Genomic DNA, 19,751 nt, shown 5'->3' with positions numbered 1-19,751 from the left:
TGAAAGCGCGCCGCACCTATAATTCAATTGCAAATTTCGTATCGCAGCAATGCGAATGGTGCATATATGAATCTGAAACGGCTCGAACACCTGGTGGCGGTGGCGGAGGAAGGCTCGCTGGCTGCGGCGGCACGGCGCGTGCATCTGAGCCAGCCCGCGCTGACGCGCAGCATTCAGGCGCTGGAGGAAGAGGCCGGCGCCGTGCTGTTCGACCGGGGCGCGCGTGGCGTGACGCTGACCACCGTTGGCCGCATGGTGACCGAGCGCGCGCGGCGCATCCTGTTCGAGTCGGGCTGCCTGGCGCGCGACCTGGCGTTGGTGCGGCAGCACGAGATCGGCAGCGTGCAGATCGGGCTGGGGGCGTTTCCGGCGGCCATCCTGCTGCCGGAACTGCTGTGCCAATTGCACCGGCAATGGCCAAAGCTGCGCATCACGACCGAAGTCAGCCATCCCGCCGCGTTGCTGGACGCCTTGCACGGCGAGCAGGTGGATTTCGTGGTGGTCGAGCACAGCACCGTGCCCACGGCCGCGGAGCTGGAAGTCATACGACTGCCCGCCGGCCCCGGCGGGGTCTATGCCCGGGCCGGGCATCCGCTGGCGGCAGGACCCGTGAGCCTGGCCACGCTGCGCGAATCGGCACTGGTATCGGTGGTCTTCCCGCCGGAAACCCACGAACGGCTGCGCAAGCTGCTGCGCTGCAAGCCGGGCGAGGCATTGCCGTTCCAGGTGGAAAGCAACGATTTCCGCGCGCTGACGCACCTGGTGCGGCACGCCGATGCGCTGCTGCTGGCGCCCGCGCGGGCCGTGCGCGAGGAACTTGTCGAAGCCGGCCGGCTCGTCGCGCTGGAGATCCCGGAGTTGCCCGAGATCACGATGCAGTTTGCGATCGTCCGGCTCGCGCAGCGGACGCTGTCGCCGGCGGCCGAGCGCGCCGTGGCCGTGATCGAGGCCATCGCGCGGACGTGAAAACGGGGCGGCGGCAAACAAAAAAGCGCCCCGGGGAGCGCTTTCTCGTTGCGGCGGACCAACGTGCCGCCTGCCGGGATCTGGCTGCTTACTCTTCGACGGCCGTGCCGACGATGTTGTAGCCGCCGTCGACGTAGGTGATCTCGCCGGTCACGCCGCTGGACAGGTCCGACAGCAGGAAGGCGGCGACGTTGCCGACTTCCTCGATCGTCACGTTGCGGCGCATCGGGGCCACGTCCTCGAAATGCTTGAGCAGCTTGCCGAAGTCCTTGATGCCAGACGCGGCCAGCGTCTTGATCGGGCCCGCGGAGATGCCGTTGGCACGGATGCCCTTCGGGCCCACGGCCGATGCCAGGTAGCGCACGCTGGCTTCCAGCGATGCCTTGGCCAGGCCCATCGTGTTGTAGTTCGGCACGACGCGCTCGGCGCCCAGGTACGTCAGCGTCAGCAGCGACGCCTTGTCGTTCAGCAGCGGCAGAGCGGCCTTGGCCAGTGCCGGGAAGCTGTAGGCGGAGATGTCATGCGCGATGCGGAAACCCTCGCGCGACAGGCCCTCGAGGAAGTCGCCGGCGATGGCTTCGCGCGGTGCAAAACCGATCGAATGCACCAGACCGTCGAATTTTTCCCAACGCTGCCCCAAAGCGGCGAACGTGGCGGCGATCTGTTCATCGCTGCCGACGTCGCATTCGAAGATCATGTCCGAGCCGAATTCCTTGGCGAAGTCCGTGATGCGGTCCTTGAAACGCTCGCCCACGTAGGTGAAGGCCAGCTCCGCGCCTTCGCGCTTGCAGGCCGACGCAATGCCGTAGGCGATGGAACGGTTCGAAAGCAAGCCCGTGATCAGGATCCGCTTACCTGCCAGAAATCCCATAAATTCTCCAGATTGTTTGTGGGGGGACGGGCATGCTTCATGCACTGGCCCGTGTCCGGTGCATGGCGGAGAGTCAAATCCCCGCTGTTTGTTGCGCCGCGTAGAGGGAATGTCCGGATGGTTGGGCGCCACCCGAACGCATGTAAAATTGTCGCACAACTTCGCCCGGCCACAAGCCGCCGGGCCGTCTCGGGCATTGTGGAGGTCTGCAACCGGATGCTGATTCATGCACGTTGGCCGCGTCTGGCGGCAGGGCAGTGCTTCCGTCGACGCGCGGTAGTGCATTGGGCGCTGGCACTGTCGATCGTGCTGGGCTGGGGTTTTCCCGCATTGGGCTATGGCGCGCACGGCTTTGCGCTCCACGGCGATCTCAAGTATCCGCCCGATTTTGGCCAGTTCGACTATGTCAACGCCGATGCGCCCCAGGGCGGCACGCTGACGCTGGCCAATCCAGACCGCCGCACCAGCTTCGACAAGTTCAATCCGTTCACGCTGAAGGGCACGGCCGCACCGGGCCTGACCTCGCTGATGTTCGAGACGCTGCTGATCAGCAGCGCCGACGAGACCGCCAGCGCCTACGGCCTGCTGGCCGACGACGTGACGGTGGCCCCCGACCAGCTGTCGGTCACCTTCCGTATCCGCCCCGAGGCCCGCTTCGTCAATGGCGATCCGGTGCTGGCCGCCGACGTGAAGTATTCCTACGACATGCTGATGAGCAAGTCCGCCAGCCCGGGCTACCGCAGCATGTGTACCGACGTGAAGGCCGTGGTGGTGACCGGCGAACGCTCGATCCGCTTTGACTTCAAGCAGCGCAACGCCGAATTGCCGCTGATCGTTGGCCAGTTGCCCGTGTTCTCGAAGAAATGGACGGCCAAGGTGCCGTTCGAGAAGCTGACCTTCGAGGATCCGATCACCAGCGGCCCGTACAAGATCGAACGCTACGACGCCGGTCGCGGCATCGTATTCCAGCGAGATCCGAACTACTGGGGCAAGAACCTGAACGTACGGCGCGGCACGTTCAACTTCAACCGCGTGGTCTACCGGCTGTACAAGGACGAGACCGCCAAGCTGGAGGCGTTCAAGGCGGGCGAGTTCGACGCCATCGTCGAATACCGGTCGAAAAACTGGGCCAAGAGCTATGTCGGCACCAAGTTCCGGGACGGCAGCCTGATCAAGACCGAATTTCCGCACCGCAACGGCGCCGGCATGCAGGGCTTCGTCATGAATATGCGCAAGCCGATGTTCCAGGACGTCCGCGTGCGCCAGGCCCTGATCCTGGCGCTGGATTTCGAATGGCTGAATCGCCAGTTGTTCTATGGGGCCTACAAGCGGCTCGACAGCTGGTTCTCCAATAGTGAACTGGCCGCCAGCGCCACCTTCGACGGTCGGCCCGGGGCTGGCGAGCTGAAGCTGCTGGAGCCGCTGCGCGCCCAGTTGCCGGCGGAAGTGTTCGGCCCCGACGTGGTGCAGCCCAGCACCGATGCGCCCCGGTCGCTGCGGGACAACCTGCGCGACGCGCGACGCCTGCTGGCCCAGGCCGGCTGGACCTACGAGGATGGCGCGCTGCGCAACGCCAAGGGCGAGCCGATGGTGTTCGAATTCCTCGATGACGGCGGCGCCATGAGCCGCGTCATCACGGCCTACGTGCGCAACCTGGAAAAGCTCGGCATCGAGGTGCACCAGCGCACCACCGACTTTGCCCTGTACCAGAAGCGGCTGGAGGATTTCGACTTCGACATGGTGTCGATCCGCTTCCCGGATTCGCAGAGCCCCGGCAACGAGCTGCGCGACCGTTTTTCGGCCGAAGCCGCCGGCATGCCCGGATCGGACAACCTGTTCGGCCTGAAGTCGCCGGCCGTGGACAAGCTGGTGGACGCCGTGCTGCACGCCGAAACCCGCGACGAACTGATCACGGCGGGCCGCGCCCTGGACCGCGTGCTGATGCACGGCTATTACATCGTGCCGAACTGGTACAGTGCTTTCCATCGTGTGTCGTACCGCAAGGAACTGGCGTATCCCACGCGCCTGCCGTACTTCTACACCGCGGAGGGCTGGATTCTTTCAAGCTGGTGGCGCAAGGACCTGGCGCCGAAGACCCAGTAACCCAGTCTTCCAGTCATCCCCCCAATCGGACGGCCAATGCTTGCCTATCTGCTGAAGCGCATCCTGCTGATGATCCCGACGCTGGTCGGGGTGGTGACGCTTACCTTTGTCGTGATCCAGTTCGTGCCCGGCGGCCCGGTCGAGCAGATGATGCTGGAGATGAAGGGCCGGGGCGGCGGCGGGGAAGCCAGCGGCGGCGGGGCGGAATACCGTGGCCGGCGCGGCGTGGACCCCGACAAGATCAAGGAAATCCAGGCCCTCTACGGCTTCGACAAGCCGCCGCTGGAACGCTATTTCATGATGCTCAAGCGGTTTGCCCAGTTCGACCTGGGCCAGAGCTACTTCCAGCACCGCAGTGTCTGGGAGCTGGTCAAGTCGAAGATGCCCGTGTCGATCAGCCTGGGGCTCTGGACATTCTTTCTGACTTATCTGATATCGGTGCCGCTCGGCATCTCGAAGGCGATCCGGGCGGGCAGCCGGTTCGACGTCATCAGCAGCATGGTGGTGCTGGTGGGCTATGCCATCCCGGGTTTCGTGCTGGGCGTGCTGCTGCTGGTGCTATTCGGCGGCGGCACCTTCGTGCAGTGGTTCCCGCTGCGCGGGCTGACGTCCGACGACTGGGACCAGCTGTCGCTGATGGGCAAGGTCATGGACTATTTGTGGCACCTGGTGCTCCCGATCACGGCCTCGGTGGTGGGCAGCTTTGCCGTGGTGACGATGCTGACCAAGAACGCCTTCCTGGAAGAAATCCGCAAGCAGTACGTGCTGACGGCCCGCGCCAAGGGTTTGTCGGAGCGCCGGGTGCTGTGGAAGCATGTGTTCCGCAATGCGCTGATTCCGCTGGTCACGGGCTTCCCGGCCGCCTTCATCGGCGCGTTCTTCACGGGTTCGCTGCTGATCGAGACGCTGTTCTCGCTCGACGGCCTGGGCCTGCTGTCCTATGAGGCCGTGCTGCGCCGCGACTATCCGGTGGTGCTGGGCACGCTGTACCTGTTTACGCTGATTGGGCTGGTGACGCGCCTGATTTCGGACGTTTGCTACGTCATGGTGGATCCGCGCATCCATTTCGAGGGGATGCACCGATGAAAGCTGCCGCCAAGAACGGCCTGCCGCATTCGCTGTCGCCGCGCCAGCGCGCCTGGCAGCGATTTCGCCGCAACCGGCTGGGCTACTGGAGCCTGGTGCTGTTCGTGATCATCTTTGTCGTCAGCATGGGCGCCGAACTGCTCTCGAGCGACCGGCCGCTGGTGGTGCGCTACAAGGGCGAGTACTACTTCCCGATCGTCAAGGCGTATCCCGAGACCACGTTTGATGGCGATTTTCCGACGCGGGCCGACTACCTGGACCCGTTCATCCGGGACCGGATCACGTCGAACGGCAACTTCGCCCTCTATCCGCTGAATCGCTATTCCTACGATTCGATCAACTATTTCGCCAAGGAGCCGAACCCGGCGCCGCCGTCGGCCGACAACTGGCTCGGTACCGACGACCGCGGCCGCGACGTGCTGGCGCGCCTGCTGTACGGCTTCCGGGTGTCGGTGCTGTTCGGCATGGCCCTGACGGTGATCGGCGTGCTGATCGGTACGCTGACCGGGGCGCTGATGGGCTTCTTCGGCGGCCGCTTCGACCTGTTCTCGCAGCGCGCCATCGAAATCTGGAGCTCGATGCCCGAGCTTTACCTGCTGATCATCTTCGCGTCGATCTTCGAGCCGAGCCTGGCGCTGCTGATCATCCTGCTGTCGCTGTTCGGCTGGATGGGCCTGTCCGACTACGTGCGCGCCGAGTTCTACCGCAACCGGTCGCTGGACTACGTCAAGGCCGCCCGGGCGCTGGGCCTGTCGAACGTGCAGATCATGTGGCGCCATATCCTGCCGAACAGCCTGACGCCGGTGATCACGTTCCTGCCGTTCCGCATGAGCGCGGCCATCCTGGCGCTGACCAGCCTCGATTTCCTGGGCCTGGGCGTGCCGCCGACCACGCCGAGCCTGGGCGAACTACTGGCCCAGGGCAAGGCCAACCTCGATGCCTGGTGGATTTCGCTATCGACGTTTGCCGTGCTGGTGATCACGCTGCTGCTGCTCACGTTCATGGGCGACGCCCTGCGTGATGCATTCGACACTCGCTTGGGTCTGGCCCAGTTGCGCGGCCGGGTGGAGCCGAAGGTGCCGGCCGGCGGCGCGGCGGCGGAGGCGACGTCATGAACTCGGCAAATCCCGCCATGGCGGTGAATCCGGTATTTCCGGACCCGGCTGACATTCCGGCGCCCGGCACCAAGCTGATGTGCGTGGATCGCCTGTCCGTGACCTTTGGCGAAGGCGAGCACGCCACGCGCGCCGTGCGCGATGTCAGCTTCGACCTGCGTGCTGGGGAACGCTATGCGCTGGTGGGCGAGTCCGGCTCGGGCAAGACCGTGACGGCGCTGGCCATGCTTCGGCTGGTGGAAGATGCGCGCTACCAGGGCGCCATCCGCTTCGAGGGCAAGGACCTGCTGCAGGTATCCGATCGCGAGATGCGCGGCATCCGCGGGTCCGAGATCGCGATGATCTTCCAGGAGCCGATGACGGCACTGAACCCGCTCTATACGATCGGCAACCAGATCGTGGAGACACTGGCGCTGCATGAGGGCCTGGACCGCCGCGCCGCACGCGACCGCGCCATCGCGCTGCTGGAGCGCACCGGCATCAGCGACGCGGCCAACCGCTTCAACAGCTTTCCGCACCAGTTGTCCGGCGGGCAGCGCCAGCGCGCGATGATCGCCATGGCGCTGGCCTGTCGCCCCAAGCTGCTGCTGGCCGACGAGCCGACCACGGCGCTCGACGTCACGATCCGCGCCCAGATCCTGGACCTGCTGCGCAGCCTGCAGGCCGAATTCGGCATGGCGGTGATGCTGATCACGCACGACCTGAACATGGTGCGCGCGTTCGCGCAGCGGGTCGGCGTGATGGAAAAGGGCGTGCTGGTCGAAACCGGCGAGACTGCCGAGGTCTTTGCCAACCCGCATCATCCGTACACCCGCAAGCTGATCGACAGCCGGCCCCGGCGCGAAGTGCTGCCGCTGGTGCCGCTGGCGCCGGTACTGCTGGAAACCGACGCGCTGTGTGTGACCTATCAAAAGAAGCGGGCCGGTATTGCCGGCTGGTTCGGCAAGGAGGCGTTTGCGGCGGTCAAGGACGTCACGCTGCAGTTGCGCGAGGGCGAGACCGTGGGCATCGTCGGCGAATCGGGGTCGGGAAAGACCACGCTGGCGCACGCGGTGCTGGCGCTGCAGCGCAAGAGCAGCGGCGCCATCCAGTTCCTGGGCCGCAGCTTCGACGCATGCTCGCAGAAGGAACGCAGCGGGCTGCGCAAGCGCATGCAGGTGGTGTTCCAGGACCCGTTCGGCTCGCTGTCTCCCCGCATGACGATCGAGCAGATCGTGGGCGAGGGGCTGGCGCTGCATCAGCCCGGGCTGACGAAGGAAGTCATGCGCGAACGCGTCATCGAGGCCCTGCGCGAGGTGGGGCTGGACCGCACGGCGCTGGGCCGTTATCCGCACGAATTCTCGGGAGGCCAGCGCCAGCGCATTGCCATTGCGCGCGTGCTGATCCTGAAGCCGCAGGTGCTGGTGCTGGATGAGCCGACTTCTGCACTTGATGTGTCGATCCAGCAGCAGGTGCTGGCGCTGCTGTCACAGCTGCAACACAAGTACAACCTCAGCTATCTGTTCATCAGCCACGATCTGGCGGTGATTCGTGCGATGGCGCACCGAGTCATCGTCATGAAAAACGGTGAAGTGGTGGAGTCAGGCGAGACGGAGACCGTACTCGGCGCGCCGCAGCATCCGTATACCAGAAAGCTGATGGCTGCCGCGCAGCTGGGTGCAGTCTGAATGATGTGCAGCGCAGTACGCCTTGTCACGCCGAAGTAACACGGAATCTTTATAGCGTTTCCGAGAAACAGAATACGTTTTTTACGCTAATTCATTGATTTGGCGGCGCTTTGCGGGAAAGTTGTAACCATCTTTGACACGTCAAGGGTGCGTCCTTTACTATCCCGCGATGAGTTTTGTCGGGGGTGGTTCGTCCGCCGCATGCAGGCCTTGGGGAAGGTCGAAGTTGCACGCGGCAGGTGCAGTCGCGCTGGCGTACTTCTTGCGTACGTTCCGCCCTGATGTTTTCACGCTGTCCGGCTTTGTCTGACTTGCCGGTCAGTTTTGTCCGATCATCAGGAGAGCCAATGCAAACGGTACTTCATTCCCTGGCGCGCGCCGCTATCGGAATTGCCATTGCCTGCGGTGCGACTGTGTCGAATGGAGTGCTGGCGGATACGGTGTTCAAGGACCCCGACGCCCGGATCGAGGCCCGCGTTGACGCGGATGCGCATCCGGAAGGCAAGCGTGGCTTGCTGTCGTCGGTGATGAACTCCACCAGCAACGTCGCCAGCAAGGCTGGCGACCTGGTCATGAACGCGCTGGGCCTGATTGGCGTGCGTTATCGCTTCGGCGGTAACAGCCCCGAATCGGGTCTGGACTGCAGCGGGTTTGTCCGCTACGTGTTCAACGACACCTTCGGCTTCATGTTGCCGCGCCGTTCCGTCGAAATGAGCCAGGTAGGCACCACCGTGGCGGTTAACGAGCTGCGTCCGGGCGATCTCGTGTTCTTCAACACGATGCGCCATACGTTCTCGCACGTTGGCATCTATATCGGCGACAACAAGTTCGTGCACGCGCCGTCCACCGGCAGCAAGATTCGCGTTGACGACATGCGTGCGTCGTACTGGGTCACGCGTTACAACGGCGCCCGTCGCATCGACGATTCGGCCCGTGGCTCGGTCGAAAATACGGGCAGCATGATCGAGACGCTCAAGCGTTTCGATCCAAATGCCCAGGGCCGTACGATGTTCGGTGGTTGACGCATCGTTCGCGCAAGCAACAAGGACTGCCTCGGCAGTCCTTTTTTGTTGCCCGTTTCCGCCATGTCTTAAGACAAATACCCCACCAAAGGGTGACATCCTCTGTCATCGTCGGTGACGGTTTCTGTCAGATATGGCGATCCATGTGACAGGACATGTGACAACCGACGGGCGGCACCTTCCTATTGAACGGCGATTGCGCCCGCCTGCGCGGGCCGCAGTCGCGCCGCCGCCAGCTTCTCGCGCAGTGCGCCGATCACCGCCGACGTGGCCTGCTCGCCGGCCAGGATCGCCCGGTTGCGCGAGGTAAAGTCGCTGCCGCCCATGTCGGGCAGGTCGGGGCGGATGACGATGTCGGCGCGGGACAGCGCCATGCGGTTGATCGACTGGCCCATGATGGCGGTGGTCTGCAACAGCACGCCGCTCTGGCCGTTGTTCTTCTGGCTGGACGGATCGGCGGAGATATTCACGGCGATCACGAAGTCGGCACCCATCTCGCGCGCCGCGTCCACCGGCACCGGTTCGACCAGGCCGCCATCGACGTAATCGTGGCCGGCAATCGACACCGGCTGGAACACACCGGGCACGCTGCTGGACGCGCGCACGGCCTGGCCCGTATTGCCGCGCCGGAACACGATGCGCTCGCCGGTCTTCAGGTCGGTGGCCACGATGCCCAGCGGCAGCTTCATGGCCTCGATGGGCCGGTTCTTGACCAGCCGGTTCACGTAGTTCTGCAGCGCCTCGCCCTTGAGCCAGCCGCCAAACTTGGTGCCGAAGGGCAGGGCCCAGTCGGCGATGGCCGCTTCGTCCATCGTCAGTGCCAGCTTGTTGAGCTGGAAGCCGTCCATGCCGGTGGCATAGAGCGCCGCCACCACCGAACCCGCGCTGGTGCCCGTGACGATATCGGCGTGAATGCCCTGGGCTTCCAGCGCCTTGATGACGCCGATATGGGCAAAGCCGCGTGCGGCGCCGCCACCCAGGGCCAGGCCAATCCGGATTGGCCGCGGCGGCGTGGCCACGGGGGGCACGGCGGCCGTTGTGGGCGTTGTGGGTGGGGTGGTCGGCGTGGTCGGCTTGGGGCCGAACGCGCAGCCCGCCAGCAGCATGGCCGCCGAGGCGCCAAGAAAATGTCGTCGTTGCATCGAGGGTGGAAAACGCTTGCGGAAGTGATGTGCCGGGCATCGGCAGGCGCGCATCGCGTCACCGGATGTGCGCGGCCTGGATTCAGACCGGTGGCAAGCATAAATGATTCCGTGGTCAGTCCGGAATCAGGCAGGGCGTATAATGCAGCGTTCAGAAGTTCAGCGAAATCCGGCCTGCGCGCATCCGTGCGTGGGCTTTTTTGTTTCTCCCCGACCATGACACAACGCGTCCGCACCCGCTTCGCGCCGAGCCCTACCGGCTTTATCCACCTAGGCAACATCCGCTCCGCGCTCTACCCGTGGGCGTTTGCCCGCCGCATGAAGGGCGATTTCATCCTGCGCATCGAGGATACCGACGTCGAGCGGTCTTCCGAGGAAGCGGTGAATGTGATCCTGGAAAGCATGGCCTGGCTGGACCTCGATATCGACGAGGGCCCGTTCTACCAGATGCAGCGCATGGACCGGTATCGTCAGGTTGTGCGCGAGATGCTGGACAACGGCATGGCCTACCACTGCTACATGAGCACCGAGGAACTGGACGCGCTGCGCGAAGCCCAGCGCGCCGCCGGCGAAAAGCCGCGCTACAACGGTTTCTGGCGTCCGGAGCCGGGCAAGGTCCTGCCCGAGCCGCCGGCCGGCGTGCAGCCCGTGGTGCGCTTCAAGAATCCGCTAGGCGGCAGCGTGGTGTGGGACGACGCCGTGAAGGGTCGCATCGAGATCTCGAACGAAGAGCTCGATGACCTGGTGATCGCCCGCCCCGACGGCACGCCGACGTACAACTTCTGCGTGGTGATCGACGACCTCGACATGAAGATCACGCACGTGATCCGTGGCGACGACCACGTCAACAACACGCCCCGCCAGATCAACATCATCCGCGCGCTGGGTGGCAAAGAGCCGGTGTACGCCCACCTGCCGACCGTGCTGAACGAGCAGGGCGAGAAGATGAGCAAGCGCCACGGCGCGATGCCGGTGACCGGCTACCGCGACGAGGGTTACCTGCCCGAGGCGGTGCTGAACTACCTGGCGCGGCTGGGCTGGTCGCACGGCGATGCAGAGATCTTCACGCGCGAACAGTTCGTGGAGTGGTTTGACCTGGATCACCTGGGCAAGTCGCCGGCGCAGTACAACCCCGAAAAGCTGGCCTGGCTGAACAACCATTACATCAAGACTGGCGACAATGCGCGCCTGGCCGACCTGACGCGTCCGTTCATCGAGGCGCTGGGCGGTAAGGTGGAAGGCGTGGATCTGGTGGGCGTGGTGGCGCTGGTCAAGGACCGTGCGAACACGCTGAAGGAAGTGGCGCAGACGGCGATGCTGTTCTATCGCGGCGAGCCGCAGGCCGACGCGGCGCTGAAGGCGGAGCACCTGACCGACGAGATCCGGCCGGCGCTGCAGGCGCTGGCGACGCAACTTGCCGCGTTGCCCGAGTGGAAGCGCGAGGCCATCAACGCCACGTTCAAGGCCGTGCTGGCCGAGTTCGGGCTGAAGATGCCGAAGTTGGCCATGCCGGTACGCCTGTTGGTGGCAGGGCAGCTGCAGACGCCGAGCATCGATGCCGTTCTGGAGCTGTTCGGTCGCGATACGGTGCTGCGTCGTCTGGGCGCCGCATAAAAATGTGCAGAAATGTCTCGGCAGGGGCTTGCGCTCGGGCTGAGACTTCAGCATAATCTCCTTCTCCCTGCTGCGCGACGCAAGTCAAGCAGCCCGGTTGAAAAGCCGGAAAAAGGGGCTTGCAAAATATGGTGATTGATTTATAATCGCCGCTTCGCCGGAAAGCAGTAAATCTGGCGGCAAGCAGTAGTAAATGGCAGTAACTATGGGGCTATAGCTCAGCTGGGAGAGCGCTTGCATGGCATGCAAGAGGTCAGCGGTTCGATCCCGCTTAGCTCCACCAAAGTTTCTGTCCCCTTCGTCTAGAGGCCTAGGACATCACCCTTTCACGGTGAGTACAGGGGTTCGAATCCCCTAGGGGACGCCAAACAGCCGGGCGTAATCAAATGCCTAGCGGTTAGCCGGGATTCCCGGATAACAGCAGAAAACGGAGCGGTAGTTCAGTTGGTTAGAATACCGGCCTGTCACGCCGGGGGTCGCGGGTTCGAGCCCCGTCCGCTCCGCCAATTTTAAAAAAGCCTGCGCAAGCAGGCTTTTTTTTGCCCATAAGGAGCGGAGGGAGCTGCCTGCGCAGCTCCCGGCGGGGCGAGAAGGGATTCGCGTGCAAGCGAATCCGCGGCCTGCGGGATGTAGGCGAGCCCCGTCCGCTCCGCCAATTTTAAAAAAGCCTGCGCAAGCAGGCTTTTTTTTCGCCCATAAGGAGCGGAGGGAGCTGCCTGCCCTGCTCCCGGCGCGGCGAGAAGGGATTCGCGTGCAAGCGAATCCGCGGCCTGCGGGATGTAGGCGAGCCCCGTCCGCTCCGCCAATTTTAAATAAGCCTGCGCAAGCAGGCTTTTTTTTCGTCCCAACCGCGGAGCCATCACGCCACCTTCGCCGTCTCCCTTGCGCCGACTGCCTTTACCTGGCTCACCTGCCTGAAGTAGCGCACCAGCAGCGTCCCGGCGATGGCCAGGCTGATGCTGTTCGCCATCCAGAATCCGGCTGCGCCACGGGTGAAGGCCGGCATGGCATCGATCAGGCCGAAGCCCAGCACGTAGCCGCCGCCGAGGCCGACACCCCATAGCGAGCCCGCATAGATCAGCGTTGGAATCAATGCGATCTTGTACGCGCGAAGGATGAACGCGCTCATCACCTGGATGGCGTCGAAGGCCTGGTAGAAGGCCACGAAGAGCATCAGCGGCAGTGCCTTGGCAACCACGGCCGGGTCCTTGGCGTAGGCGTGCAGCAGCGGCTCGCGGAATAGCCACAGCAGCGCGCCAGTGAACAGTGCCAGGCCGGCGCCAAAACGGATGCCCCGCCAGCCAATGCGTCGGGCGCCGCACATGTCGCGGGCGCCGATGGCTTGCGCCACCAGCGTGGACGTGGCAATCGACAGCGACAGCGGCATCATGTATGCCACCGCGCTCAGGTTGGCGATGATCTGATGACCGGCCAGCGTTTCGGTGCCGAGCCGCGTAATGAAGATCGACATCAGCGTGAACGAGGTAATCTCGATCAGGTAGGTCAGGCCCATCGGCACCCCGAGCCGCAGCAACGGGCGGATACGGTCCCATCGAGGCCATTCCCAGCGCGCAAAAATGGCCAGCGGCTGGTAGGCAGCCCCAAGCCGCAGGATGGCCAGCCCCGACAGGCACCACGTCCAGCTGATCAGCGTGGAGGCCAGCGCGCACCCAGGCCCGCCCAACGCCGGAACGCCAAAACCGCCGTGGATGAACCACGCATTGAGCGGCACCTTGAGTATCAGGCCGGCAAGCTGCAGCACCGTGACCATGATCGGCCGCGACAGCGCATTGTTCAGCGCCATGTAAATACGGAACGCCAGCCCTGCGGGCAGGCCGAACGCCACGATATGCAGGTAGCGCGACGCCTTGTCCACCAGCTCGGGCGGCGCCTGGGCGAACGTCAGCAGCGGACCGGGGAACAGCAACAGCAGCATCCCGGGAATCGCCAGCGCCAGTCCCAGCCACGCGGCCTGGCGGACTTCGACGCCAATCTCGGCGGTGCGTCCAGCGCCGTAGAGCTGGCCGGCGACCGGCGCAAGCGCCTGCAGCACGCCCATCAGGCTGATATAGACGGTGACGTAAATCGATCCGCCCAGCCCGACCGCGGCCAGATCGGCGGCCGAGGCCTGACCGGCCATGATGGTGTCCGTGACACCGAAGGCGATGACAGCCAGTTGCCCGACCAGTACCGGGGCGGCAAGGTGAACGATGCGACGAAGGTCCTGCAGCGCGCTGCTCATCGTGAAAGGTTGGTTGGGGGCGCACCCGGCGCGGGGCCGGGCCAGTTCGCAGGCGGCTGGCCGCCCGCGCGTGGGAAGGGATTACTGCCGTGGCAGACGGCGTCGCGCCGGGGCCTGCGCCGACTTGGCTTGCGATGTATCGACCAGTCGATACAGCCGGAACCGCTCGTCACGGTCCGCCGGGCGCCGGCCTTCCCAGATCAGGCGCCATTCGAAGTGCGAGACATTGCTTGGCGCGCCGTAGTCCACGGCATCGTGGCGCAGCAGCACGTCGCAGCCGTCGCCCGGGCCGCCGAAGCGGATATTGCCGAAGTACGCAAACGACGCAAGCTGCGCATCGCCCATGCGGATCGGCTGCACGCACTCGTACGTGGACGGCAGCGCCAGCGCGGCGGCTTTTGCCACGTCGCGGTAGGTCTTGCCGTAGTTGATCGACGGCAGCCACAGCGTCATGGCCATGACCCACATCAGCGTGGTGCCGGCGGCCGAGATCACCACCGGGCGCCAGATCTGCTTGGGCGCGCGTGACAGCCGCCAGCGCACGACCAGCACCCAGGCGACCGTGGCGGCCAGTGCGATGACAACGGCGCTGATCGTGAACGTGTGCTCGAAGCCGGGAATCTGCCGGAACACGTTGTTGGCCACCTTGGGCGGCCAGCCCGTGGTCTTGGCGATCCACATGAACCACACCGTGCCGCCGAAGATCGTGAAGAAGAGCAGGGCGAACCAGTCCACCGCGTTGATCGCCGCGCGCGGCAGCGTGGGCAGCGCGAACGCAGCCAGGATGGCCATCGGCGGCAGCAGCAGGATGAACTGCACGTCGCCCGGGCTGCGTTGCAGCACCAGCAGCAGGAACAGCATCCCCAGGATGGCCAGTGGCAGCGCCATGTGAGGCGCACGCCGCATGCCGCGCCACGACAGCCACGCAAAGGCCGCGATCGGCCAGACCGGCCAGGCGAACAACAGGAAGTTGCGCGCGATAAAACCGGCGGTGGGCAGCGTCGGCAGGCCGTAAGTGCGGCGATCATAGCGCGCCCACTCACGGATATAGGTCACGCCGTCTTCGGCGTCGGCCGCGCCCAGGTAGACCACGACCATCCAGACGGCAACCAGCGCCAGCGCGACGGGCACGCCGATGGTCAGCAACCGCTTCGACGGCACTGGCTGCGAGACGGCCCCGGCGACCAGCGCCGCTGCCAGCAGCGCCGCGGCCAGAATCGGGCCGCTGGCCATGCACAGCGCGGCCAGCCCCACGCCGAACCAGAGACTGCCTTGAACCGGCTTGTCCAGGCTGCGCACCATGCCGTACAGCATGAACGCGATAAAGCAGACCTGTCCAACCTGCGCGGTGGTCTCGTGGCCGCGCACGGCCAGGCCCACGCAGGCCAGGAAAATCAGCAGCGCCCCGTCGGCCAGCGCGCGGCCATAGGACCGTGCGTCGGGCTGGCCGCCGAAGGCGAAGGCAAACGGCTGGACTTCGTCGCGGCGGCCCAGCAGGTAGGTCGAATACCAGATAAAGGCGCAGGTGGCGAAATAGAACAGCGCCGTGGCCAGGCGGGACGCGTCGGGAGCACCGAGCCAGCCGCCAAACAGCCGGATCATCAGGCCGCCCACCCAGTACACCAGCGGGCCGTCCTCGCTGAACGGGCGGCCCACGATATTGGGCATCAGCCAGTCCTGCAGGTTGCCCGAGCCGAGTTGCCACATCACGCCGAATCCCGCGGCGTCCTCGTTCTTCCACGGGTCGCGGCCGAACAGGCCGGTCAGTCCGTAGATGATGCAGATCGCCAGCAGCAGATAGCGCGGCAGCGCGCCGGTGGCGGCGGCGGTCAGGTGGACGGGAGAGGTCTTGGTGGCTTGGGACATCGGCGGAAAATCGGGGTAGCCCTGGTTGAGCGTGCGCGAAACGCTATTGTGGGCCACAAATGCAAAGAGGCAGCCGATGCTGCCTCTTTGTCAGGTTGCGCGTGCCAGGAGCATCTGTCCTGTTGCGCGCCGCAGTCGCTTGGTAGCGTCGGCCAATTACTTCTTGGCGGCCAGCTTGCTGCCGAACTTCTGGCGGAACTTCTCGACGCGGCCAGCCGTGTCCATGATCTTCTGTTGGCCGGTGTAGAACGGATGCGATTCCGACGACACTTCGATCTTGGCCAGCGGGTAGGTCTTGCCTTCGTGTTCGATCGTGTCCTTGGTCTGGATCGTCGAGCGGGTCACGAACTTGAAGTCGTTCGACACGTCGTGGAACAGGACTTCGCGATAATTCGGGTGAATGCCTTCTTTCATGGTGCTTCCTTTCAGGTTGGGTAGCCAGTCCGCTCCGTGGTGCCGCAGCCTGCTTGCGACGAGCGAACCACTTGCCGATAACGGGCAAACCGGGATTATGGCAGAAAAACAAGAGCCTGGGCAATATCCGGGCCACGATTTCCGGTGTGCCGCTGCGATTGTTGGTGATCTATGTAGCACTCGAAGCGGGGTCCTGCCGGTAGAACTGGCCGAGCACCGCATAGAGCGCCGGCCAGTGTTCGCGCAGGCCCTTCGGATCGACGAAAAATGACTCGGACGCCACGGCAAAAAACTCGCTCGGCGCCTCGCAGCCATACGGGTCGATGACGCGCAGCCGGGGTGGCAGGCGTGCCGGGTGGTCCCAGCTGGCATCCGGCACCGCCTCGCAGGCGTCGGCGAACGCATCGTACTGCGTGAGCAGGGACTCGGCCCACTGTTCCGCATCGATGCCGGGATGCAGCACGCGCGAGAACGGCGGCACGCCATCGGGTTCGCCGTCGAGCATGTCCAGCTTGTGGGCGAACTCGTGGATGACCACGTTATATGAGTCCGATCCATTGTCGACGCCCGATCCGGGCATGTTGACGTCCTGCCAGGACAGGATCACCGGGCCGTGCTCCCAGGCTTCGCCGCTGGCTTCCTCTTCCACGCCATGCACCAGGCCGATATCGTCTTCGACGGTCTTGCGGATCAGAAACTCGCCCGGATACAGCACGATGCCGTGCCAGCCGCGATACCACTCGATGCCAAGCTTCAGGATCGGCACGCAGGCCTGGACGGCCACGCCCACCACCATCTCGTCGGTCAGCTCCAGCTCGTGGGCGGTCGAATATTCCTTGCTGGCGATGAACAGCGTGGCCAGTTCGCGCAGCGCGGCCAGGTCGTCGGTGCCATAGCGTTGGACGAACGGCAGGGCGGCCACGGTGCGGGTCCAGAGGTCATCCGGGATGGCGTAGTGCGCGAGCTTGCGTTCGCGCGAGCGGGCGCGCAGGTAGCTGGACAGTTTGCCGAACATGTCGAAGGCGTGAATGCGGGGTCGGAGCGGAATCGGAAAAGAAAAAAGGCGCACCCGAAGGGTACGCCTTTTCATGCCGGAGGCAACTGGCCGATATCAGCCGCCGCGACGCATCATGTCGAAGAACTCTGCGTTGTTCTTCGTCGGTTTCATCTTGTCCAGGATGAATTCCATCGCCTGGACTTCGTCCATGTCCGAAATGAACTTGCGCAGGATCCAGATCTTCTGGAGGATTTCCGGCTTGATCAGCAGTTCCTCGCGGCGCGTGCCGGACTTGTTCAGGTTGATGGCGGGGTAGACGCGCTTTTCCGCCAGGCGGCGTTCCAGGTGCACTTCCATGTTGCCGGTGCCCTTGAATTCTTCGTAGATCACGTCGTCCATGCGGCTGCCGGTTTCGATCAGCGCGGTGGCGATGATGGTCAGCGAACCACCTTCTTCCAGGTTACGCGCGGCACCGAAGAAACGCTTCGGGCGCTGCAGCGCGTTGGCGTCCACACCGCCGGTCAGCACCTTGCCCGAGGCCGGCACCACCGTGTTGTAGGCGCGGGCCAGACGCGTGATCGAGTCCAGCAGGATCACCACGTCGCGCTTCAGTTCCACCAGGCGCTTGGCCTTCTCGATGACCATTTCGGCCACCTGCACGTGACGGATGGCCGGCTCGTCGAACGTCGACGCCACCACCTCGCCGCGCACCGAGCGCTGCATTTCGGTCACTTCTTCGGGGCGCTCGTCGATCAGCAGCACGAAGAGGTCGGCTTCCGGATGGTTGTTGGCAATCGCATGGGCGATGTGCTGCAGCATCACGGTCTTGCCGGATTTCGGCGACGCCACCAGCAGCGCGCGCTGGCCACGGCCGATCGGGGCGATCATGTCGATGATGCGGCCGGTGATGTTCTCTTCGGCGCGGATGTCGCGTTCGAGCGTGAGCGGCCGGTTCGGATGCAGCGGCGTCAGGTTCTCGAACATGATGCGGTTCTTCACCGCTTCGGGCGGCTGCCCGTTGACCTTGTCCACCTTGACCAGTGCAAAGTACCGCTCGCCGTCCTTCGGCGTACGCACTTCGCCTTCGATCGAGTCACCGGTGTGGAGGTTGAAGCGGCGGATCTGCGACGGGCTGATGTAGATGTCATCCGTGCTGGCCAGGTACGACGTTTCCGGCGAGCGCAGGAAACCGAAGCCATCGGGCAGAACTTCCAGCGTGCCGTCTCCGTAGATGGTTTCGCCCATCTTGGCGCGCTTCTTCAGGATCGCAAACATCAGTTCCTGTTTGCGCATCCGTTGTGCGTTGTCGATCTCGAGCGTAGCCGCCATTTCGAGAAGCGCAGACACGTGAAGCGATTTGAGTTCTGTCAGGTGCATAGACAAGGGGTACAGAAGGGCCCGGACGGGCAAGACCTAAGGAGGGGGAAGGAATGAGCGAACGCTCGGGGAAGTTGTTGGGTCGCATCTTAGCACAATCCGGCCGGCGCGCCAGAACTGGCGCCCGCGAGGCCGGATCATGCCAGGCCGGGGCTCGAGGCCCCCGCCGGAGGTCGGTGGCTTAGACCTGTGCGTCCAGGAACGAGGTCAGCTGCGACTTCGACAGCGCGCCAACCTTCTGGGCCACGACTTCACCGTTCTTGAACAGGATCAGCGTCGGGATGCCGCGAATGCCGAACTTGGCCGGCACCTGCTGGTTTTCGTCCACGTTGATCTTGGCGATCTGCACGCGGTCGCCGTAGTCCTTCGCGACTTCGTCCAGGATCGGGGCAATCATCTTGCAGGGCCCGCACCACTCAGCCCAGAAGTCCAGCAGCACGGGCTTGTCGGACTTGAGCACATCGGTGTCGAACGATGCGTCGCTCACATACTTGATTTGGTCGCTCATGGCGGGGAACCTCAGGTTTTGCTCAGTTTATGTTGAAGGCGGGCAACTGCCGTGGGGCTGAACCGTTACCTTACACGAGATCGTGCAGGGACGCCGGACGGCACTGCGTGGCGACACGCGCCGCCATTGACGCCGATATGTTACCAGCTTGCCGGATTTCAAGCCCCGGCCTCACCCGCCCCGCGCCGCGCGCCACAGGGCGTTCGCGCCGGTCACGGGCACATTGTGCCGCGCCCCGGCTTCCGTTGCCGATGATAGTTTCAATCGGCGCGAGAGACCCGCTCAATCGGCATCCCTCATTGGAGGTGTTTGTGGCGGGCAGCGCCCGGCCGGCTGGGGATTTCCCGTAGAACAAGGCGCGGGGCATGATCTAGAATGCACTTGGACGGACCGCATCCGCGCTGCGCGTAGAATGGCAGGCCGGATGCGCAAACCGTGCCCCTTCCGACATAGGCCATCGATCATGACGCCCGATCCTCGCAAGCCCGATACCGATACCCCCGATGCGGACCAGTTGAGCGAAGCACTGGCACACCTGAACAGCGCCGTCGAAACCGACAGCATCGCCACCGGCGCCGCCAAGGGGCTGGTGTACAGCGTGATGGAAACCCTCGGCACGCTGATTGGCGACCCCGACCTGCCCGAGCATGCGCGCTCCGGCTACGAGGGATTGCTGGAAACCGCCCGCGAACTGCGTGCGCGCCTGGAAGGTGGCGGGCGGGGCGGCAACTGACTTTCGCGTGCGTCCGGGGCGCCCGGGT

Annotated in this window: 17 protein-coding genes and 3 tRNA genes; 11 read left to right on the top strand and 9 right to left on the bottom strand. The window is 64.5% G+C overall.

Features of this window, described 5'->3' with window-relative positions; genetic code table 11:
• Nucleotides 1–66 precede the first annotated feature (66 nt).
• A complete protein-coding gene (locus tag D9X30_RS26355; RefSeq protein ID WP_153945313.1) occupies nucleotides 67–966 on the top strand; it encodes a LysR family transcriptional regulator in 900 nt (299 codons plus the stop codon).
• Between the two features lie 88 nt (nucleotides 967–1,054).
• Here D9X30_RS26355 and fabI read toward each other — a convergent pair whose 3' ends face one another.
• Nucleotides 1,055–1,837: an enoyl-ACP reductase FabI gene (fabI, locus tag D9X30_RS26350; protein ID WP_153945312.1), complete on the bottom strand. Its 783-nt coding sequence runs from the start codon at nucleotides 1,835–1,837 to the stop codon at nucleotides 1,055–1,057.
• Nucleotides 1,838–2,053: 216 nt separating this feature from the next.
• On the opposite strand from fabI, the gene D9X30_RS26345 reads away from it, so the two are divergent.
• The 5 genes from D9X30_RS26345 (at nucleotide 2,054) to D9X30_RS26325 (ending at nucleotide 8,830) form a co-directional block, all read left to right on the top strand.
• A complete protein-coding gene (locus D9X30_RS26345; protein WP_153945311.1) occupies nucleotides 2,054–3,940 on the top strand; it encodes an extracellular solute-binding protein in 1,887 nt (628 codons plus the stop codon).
• Nucleotides 3,941–3,976: 36 nt separating this feature from the next.
• The gene (locus D9X30_RS26340) at nucleotides 3,977–5,026 is read left to right on the top strand and encodes a microcin C ABC transporter permease YejB (RefSeq protein WP_153945310.1); all 1,050 of its coding nucleotides are present in this window, start codon (nucleotides 3,977–3,979) and stop codon (nucleotides 5,024–5,026) included.
• Nucleotides 5,023–6,141, top strand: a complete 1,119-nt coding sequence (locus tag D9X30_RS26335) for an ABC transporter permease (RefSeq protein WP_153945309.1) — start codon at nucleotides 5,023–5,025, stop codon at nucleotides 6,139–6,141. The genes D9X30_RS26340 and D9X30_RS26335 overlap by 4 nt, the downstream gene beginning before the upstream one ends.
• 77 nt (nucleotides 6,142–6,218) lie before the next feature.
• Nucleotides 6,219–7,808, top strand: coding sequence for an ABC transporter ATP-binding protein (locus tag D9X30_RS26330; protein ID WP_502799697.1), 1,590 nt, complete (start codon nucleotides 6,219–6,221; stop codon nucleotides 7,806–7,808).
• A gap of 347 nt (nucleotides 7,809–8,155) precedes the next feature.
• The gene (locus D9X30_RS26325; protein WP_066734394.1) at nucleotides 8,156–8,830 is read left to right on the top strand and encodes a C40 family peptidase; all 675 of its coding nucleotides are present in this window, start codon (nucleotides 8,156–8,158) and stop codon (nucleotides 8,828–8,830) included.
• Nucleotides 8,831–9,012: 182 nt separating this feature from the next.
• Here the strand turns inward: D9X30_RS26325 and D9X30_RS26320 are convergent, their stop codons facing one another.
• Nucleotides 9,013–9,972, bottom strand: a complete 960-nt coding sequence (locus tag D9X30_RS26320) for a patatin-like phospholipase family protein (RefSeq protein ID WP_153945308.1) — start codon at nucleotides 9,970–9,972, stop codon at nucleotides 9,013–9,015.
• Nucleotides 9,973–10,188: 216 nt separating this feature from the next.
• Here D9X30_RS26320 and gltX point away from each other — a divergent pair, with 216 nt between their 5' ends.
• From gltX to D9X30_RS26300, 4 genes are all read left to right on the top strand, one after another.
• A complete protein-coding gene (gene gltX, locus D9X30_RS26315; protein ID WP_153945307.1) occupies nucleotides 10,189–11,586 on the top strand; it encodes a glutamate--tRNA ligase in 1,398 nt (465 codons plus the stop codon).
• Between the two features lie 207 nt (nucleotides 11,587–11,793).
• Nucleotides 11,794–11,869 (top strand) — tRNA-Ala (locus D9X30_RS26310).
• Between the two features lie 8 nt (nucleotides 11,870–11,877).
• Nucleotides 11,878–11,953: transfer RNA gene (locus D9X30_RS26305), tRNA-Glu, on the top strand.
• A gap of 62 nt (nucleotides 11,954–12,015) precedes the next feature.
• A tRNA-Asp gene (locus D9X30_RS26300) sits at nucleotides 12,016–12,092 on the top strand.
• Nucleotides 12,093–12,095: 3 nt separating this feature from the next.
• Here D9X30_RS26300 and D9X30_RS26295 read toward each other — a convergent pair.
• The 7 genes from D9X30_RS26295 to trxA all read right to left on the bottom strand — a co-directional run bounded on the left by D9X30_RS26295 (nucleotide 12,096) and on the right by trxA (nucleotide 18,990).
• The gene (locus tag D9X30_RS26295) at nucleotides 12,096–12,446 is read right to left on the bottom strand and encodes a hypothetical protein (RefSeq protein WP_153945306.1); all 351 of its coding nucleotides are present in this window, start codon (nucleotides 12,444–12,446) and stop codon (nucleotides 12,096–12,098) included.
• On the bottom strand, nucleotides 12,446–13,828 hold the full coding sequence (locus tag D9X30_RS26290; protein WP_153945305.1) for an MATE family efflux transporter: 1,383 nt from the start codon (nucleotides 13,826–13,828) through the stop codon (nucleotides 12,446–12,448). The genes D9X30_RS26295 and D9X30_RS26290 overlap by 1 nt, the downstream gene beginning before the upstream one ends.
• 81 nt (nucleotides 13,829–13,909) lie before the next feature.
• On the bottom strand, nucleotides 13,910–15,694 hold the full coding sequence (locus D9X30_RS26285) for an ArnT family glycosyltransferase (protein WP_153945304.1): 1,785 nt from the start codon (nucleotides 15,692–15,694) through the stop codon (nucleotides 13,910–13,912).
• Nucleotides 15,695–15,850: 156 nt separating this feature from the next.
• Complete coding sequence (locus D9X30_RS26280; protein WP_061959698.1) at nucleotides 15,851–16,108, bottom strand: type B 50S ribosomal protein L31; 258 nt, start codon at nucleotides 16,106–16,108, stop codon at nucleotides 15,851–15,853.
• A 169-nt stretch (nucleotides 16,109–16,277) separates the two neighbouring features.
• Nucleotides 16,278–17,123 (bottom strand): M90 family metallopeptidase, encoded by an 846-nt coding sequence (locus tag D9X30_RS26275; RefSeq protein ID WP_153945303.1) that lies wholly within the window; start codon nucleotides 17,121–17,123, stop codon nucleotides 16,278–16,280.
• Between the two features lie 96 nt (nucleotides 17,124–17,219).
• On the bottom strand, nucleotides 17,220–18,482 hold the full coding sequence (rho, locus tag D9X30_RS26270) for a transcription termination factor Rho (protein ID WP_066734373.1): 1,263 nt from the start codon (nucleotides 18,480–18,482) through the stop codon (nucleotides 17,220–17,222).
• Nucleotides 18,483–18,663: 181 nt separating this feature from the next.
• Nucleotides 18,664–18,990, bottom strand: a complete 327-nt coding sequence (gene trxA / locus D9X30_RS26265; RefSeq protein WP_066734371.1) for a thioredoxin TrxA — start codon at nucleotides 18,988–18,990, stop codon at nucleotides 18,664–18,666.
• 463 nt (nucleotides 18,991–19,453) lie between these two features.
• Between trxA and D9X30_RS26260 the strand changes: the two genes are divergently transcribed.
• Entirely contained in the window at nucleotides 19,454–19,723 is a 270-nt protein-coding gene (locus tag D9X30_RS26260; RefSeq protein ID WP_153945302.1) for a hypothetical protein, read from the top strand.
• Nucleotides 19,724–19,751: the final 28 nt, after the last annotated feature.

It is taken from the genome of Cupriavidus sp. U2 (assembly GCF_009663685.2).
Classification (GTDB): domain Bacteria; phylum Pseudomonadota; class Gammaproteobacteria; order Burkholderiales; family Burkholderiaceae; genus Cupriavidus; species Cupriavidus necator_C.
Note: the sequence above shows the minus strand (reverse complement) of the source record. Positions and strands in the feature narration are given on the sequence as shown.

Coding starts and splice junctions, on each gene's coding strand:
- gltX (WP_153945307.1), top strand. CDS start 10,189: ATGACACAACGCGTCCGCACCCGCTTCGCGCCGAGCCCTACCGGCTTT.
- D9X30_RS26340 (WP_153945310.1), top strand. CDS start 3,977: ATGCTTGCCTATCTGCTGAAGCGCATCCTGCTGATGATCCCGACGCTG.
- D9X30_RS26345 (WP_153945311.1), top strand. CDS start 2,054: ATGCTGATTCATGCACGTTGGCCGCGTCTGGCGGCAGGGCAGTGCTTC.
- rho (WP_066734373.1), bottom strand. CDS start 18,482: ATGCACCTGACAGAACTCAAATCGCTTCACGTGTCTGCGCTTCTCGAA.
- D9X30_RS26330 (WP_502799697.1), top strand. CDS start 6,219: ATGTGCGTGGATCGCCTGTCCGTGACCTTTGGCGAAGGCGAGCACGCC.
- D9X30_RS26295 (WP_153945306.1), bottom strand. CDS start 12,446: ATGGCTCCGCGGTTGGGACGAAAAAAAAGCCTGCTTGCGCAGGCTTAT.
- fabI (WP_153945312.1), bottom strand. CDS start 1,837: ATGGGATTTCTGGCAGGTAAGCGGATCCTGATCACGGGCTTGCTTTCG.
- D9X30_RS26260 (WP_153945302.1), top strand. CDS start 19,454: ATGACGCCCGATCCTCGCAAGCCCGATACCGATACCCCCGATGCGGAC.
- D9X30_RS26335 (WP_153945309.1), top strand. CDS start 5,023: ATGAAAGCTGCCGCCAAGAACGGCCTGCCGCATTCGCTGTCGCCGCGC.
- D9X30_RS26285 (WP_153945304.1), bottom strand. CDS start 15,694: ATGTCCCAAGCCACCAAGACCTCTCCCGTCCACCTGACCGCCGCCGCC.
- D9X30_RS26280 (WP_061959698.1), bottom strand. CDS start 16,108: ATGAAAGAAGGCATTCACCCGAATTATCGCGAAGTCCTGTTCCACGAC.
- D9X30_RS26275 (WP_153945303.1), bottom strand. CDS start 17,123: ATGTTCGGCAAACTGTCCAGCTACCTGCGCGCCCGCTCGCGCGAACGC.
- trxA (WP_066734371.1), bottom strand. CDS start 18,990: ATGAGCGACCAAATCAAGTATGTGAGCGACGCATCGTTCGACACCGAT.
- D9X30_RS26355 (WP_153945313.1), top strand. CDS start 67: ATGAATCTGAAACGGCTCGAACACCTGGTGGCGGTGGCGGAGGAAGGC.
- D9X30_RS26320 (WP_153945308.1), bottom strand. CDS start 9,972: ATGCAACGACGACATTTTCTTGGCGCCTCGGCGGCCATGCTGCTGGCG.
- D9X30_RS26290 (WP_153945305.1), bottom strand. CDS start 13,828: ATGAGCAGCGCGCTGCAGGACCTTCGTCGCATCGTTCACCTTGCCGCC.
- D9X30_RS26325 (WP_066734394.1), top strand. CDS start 8,156: ATGCAAACGGTACTTCATTCCCTGGCGCGCGCCGCTATCGGAATTGCC.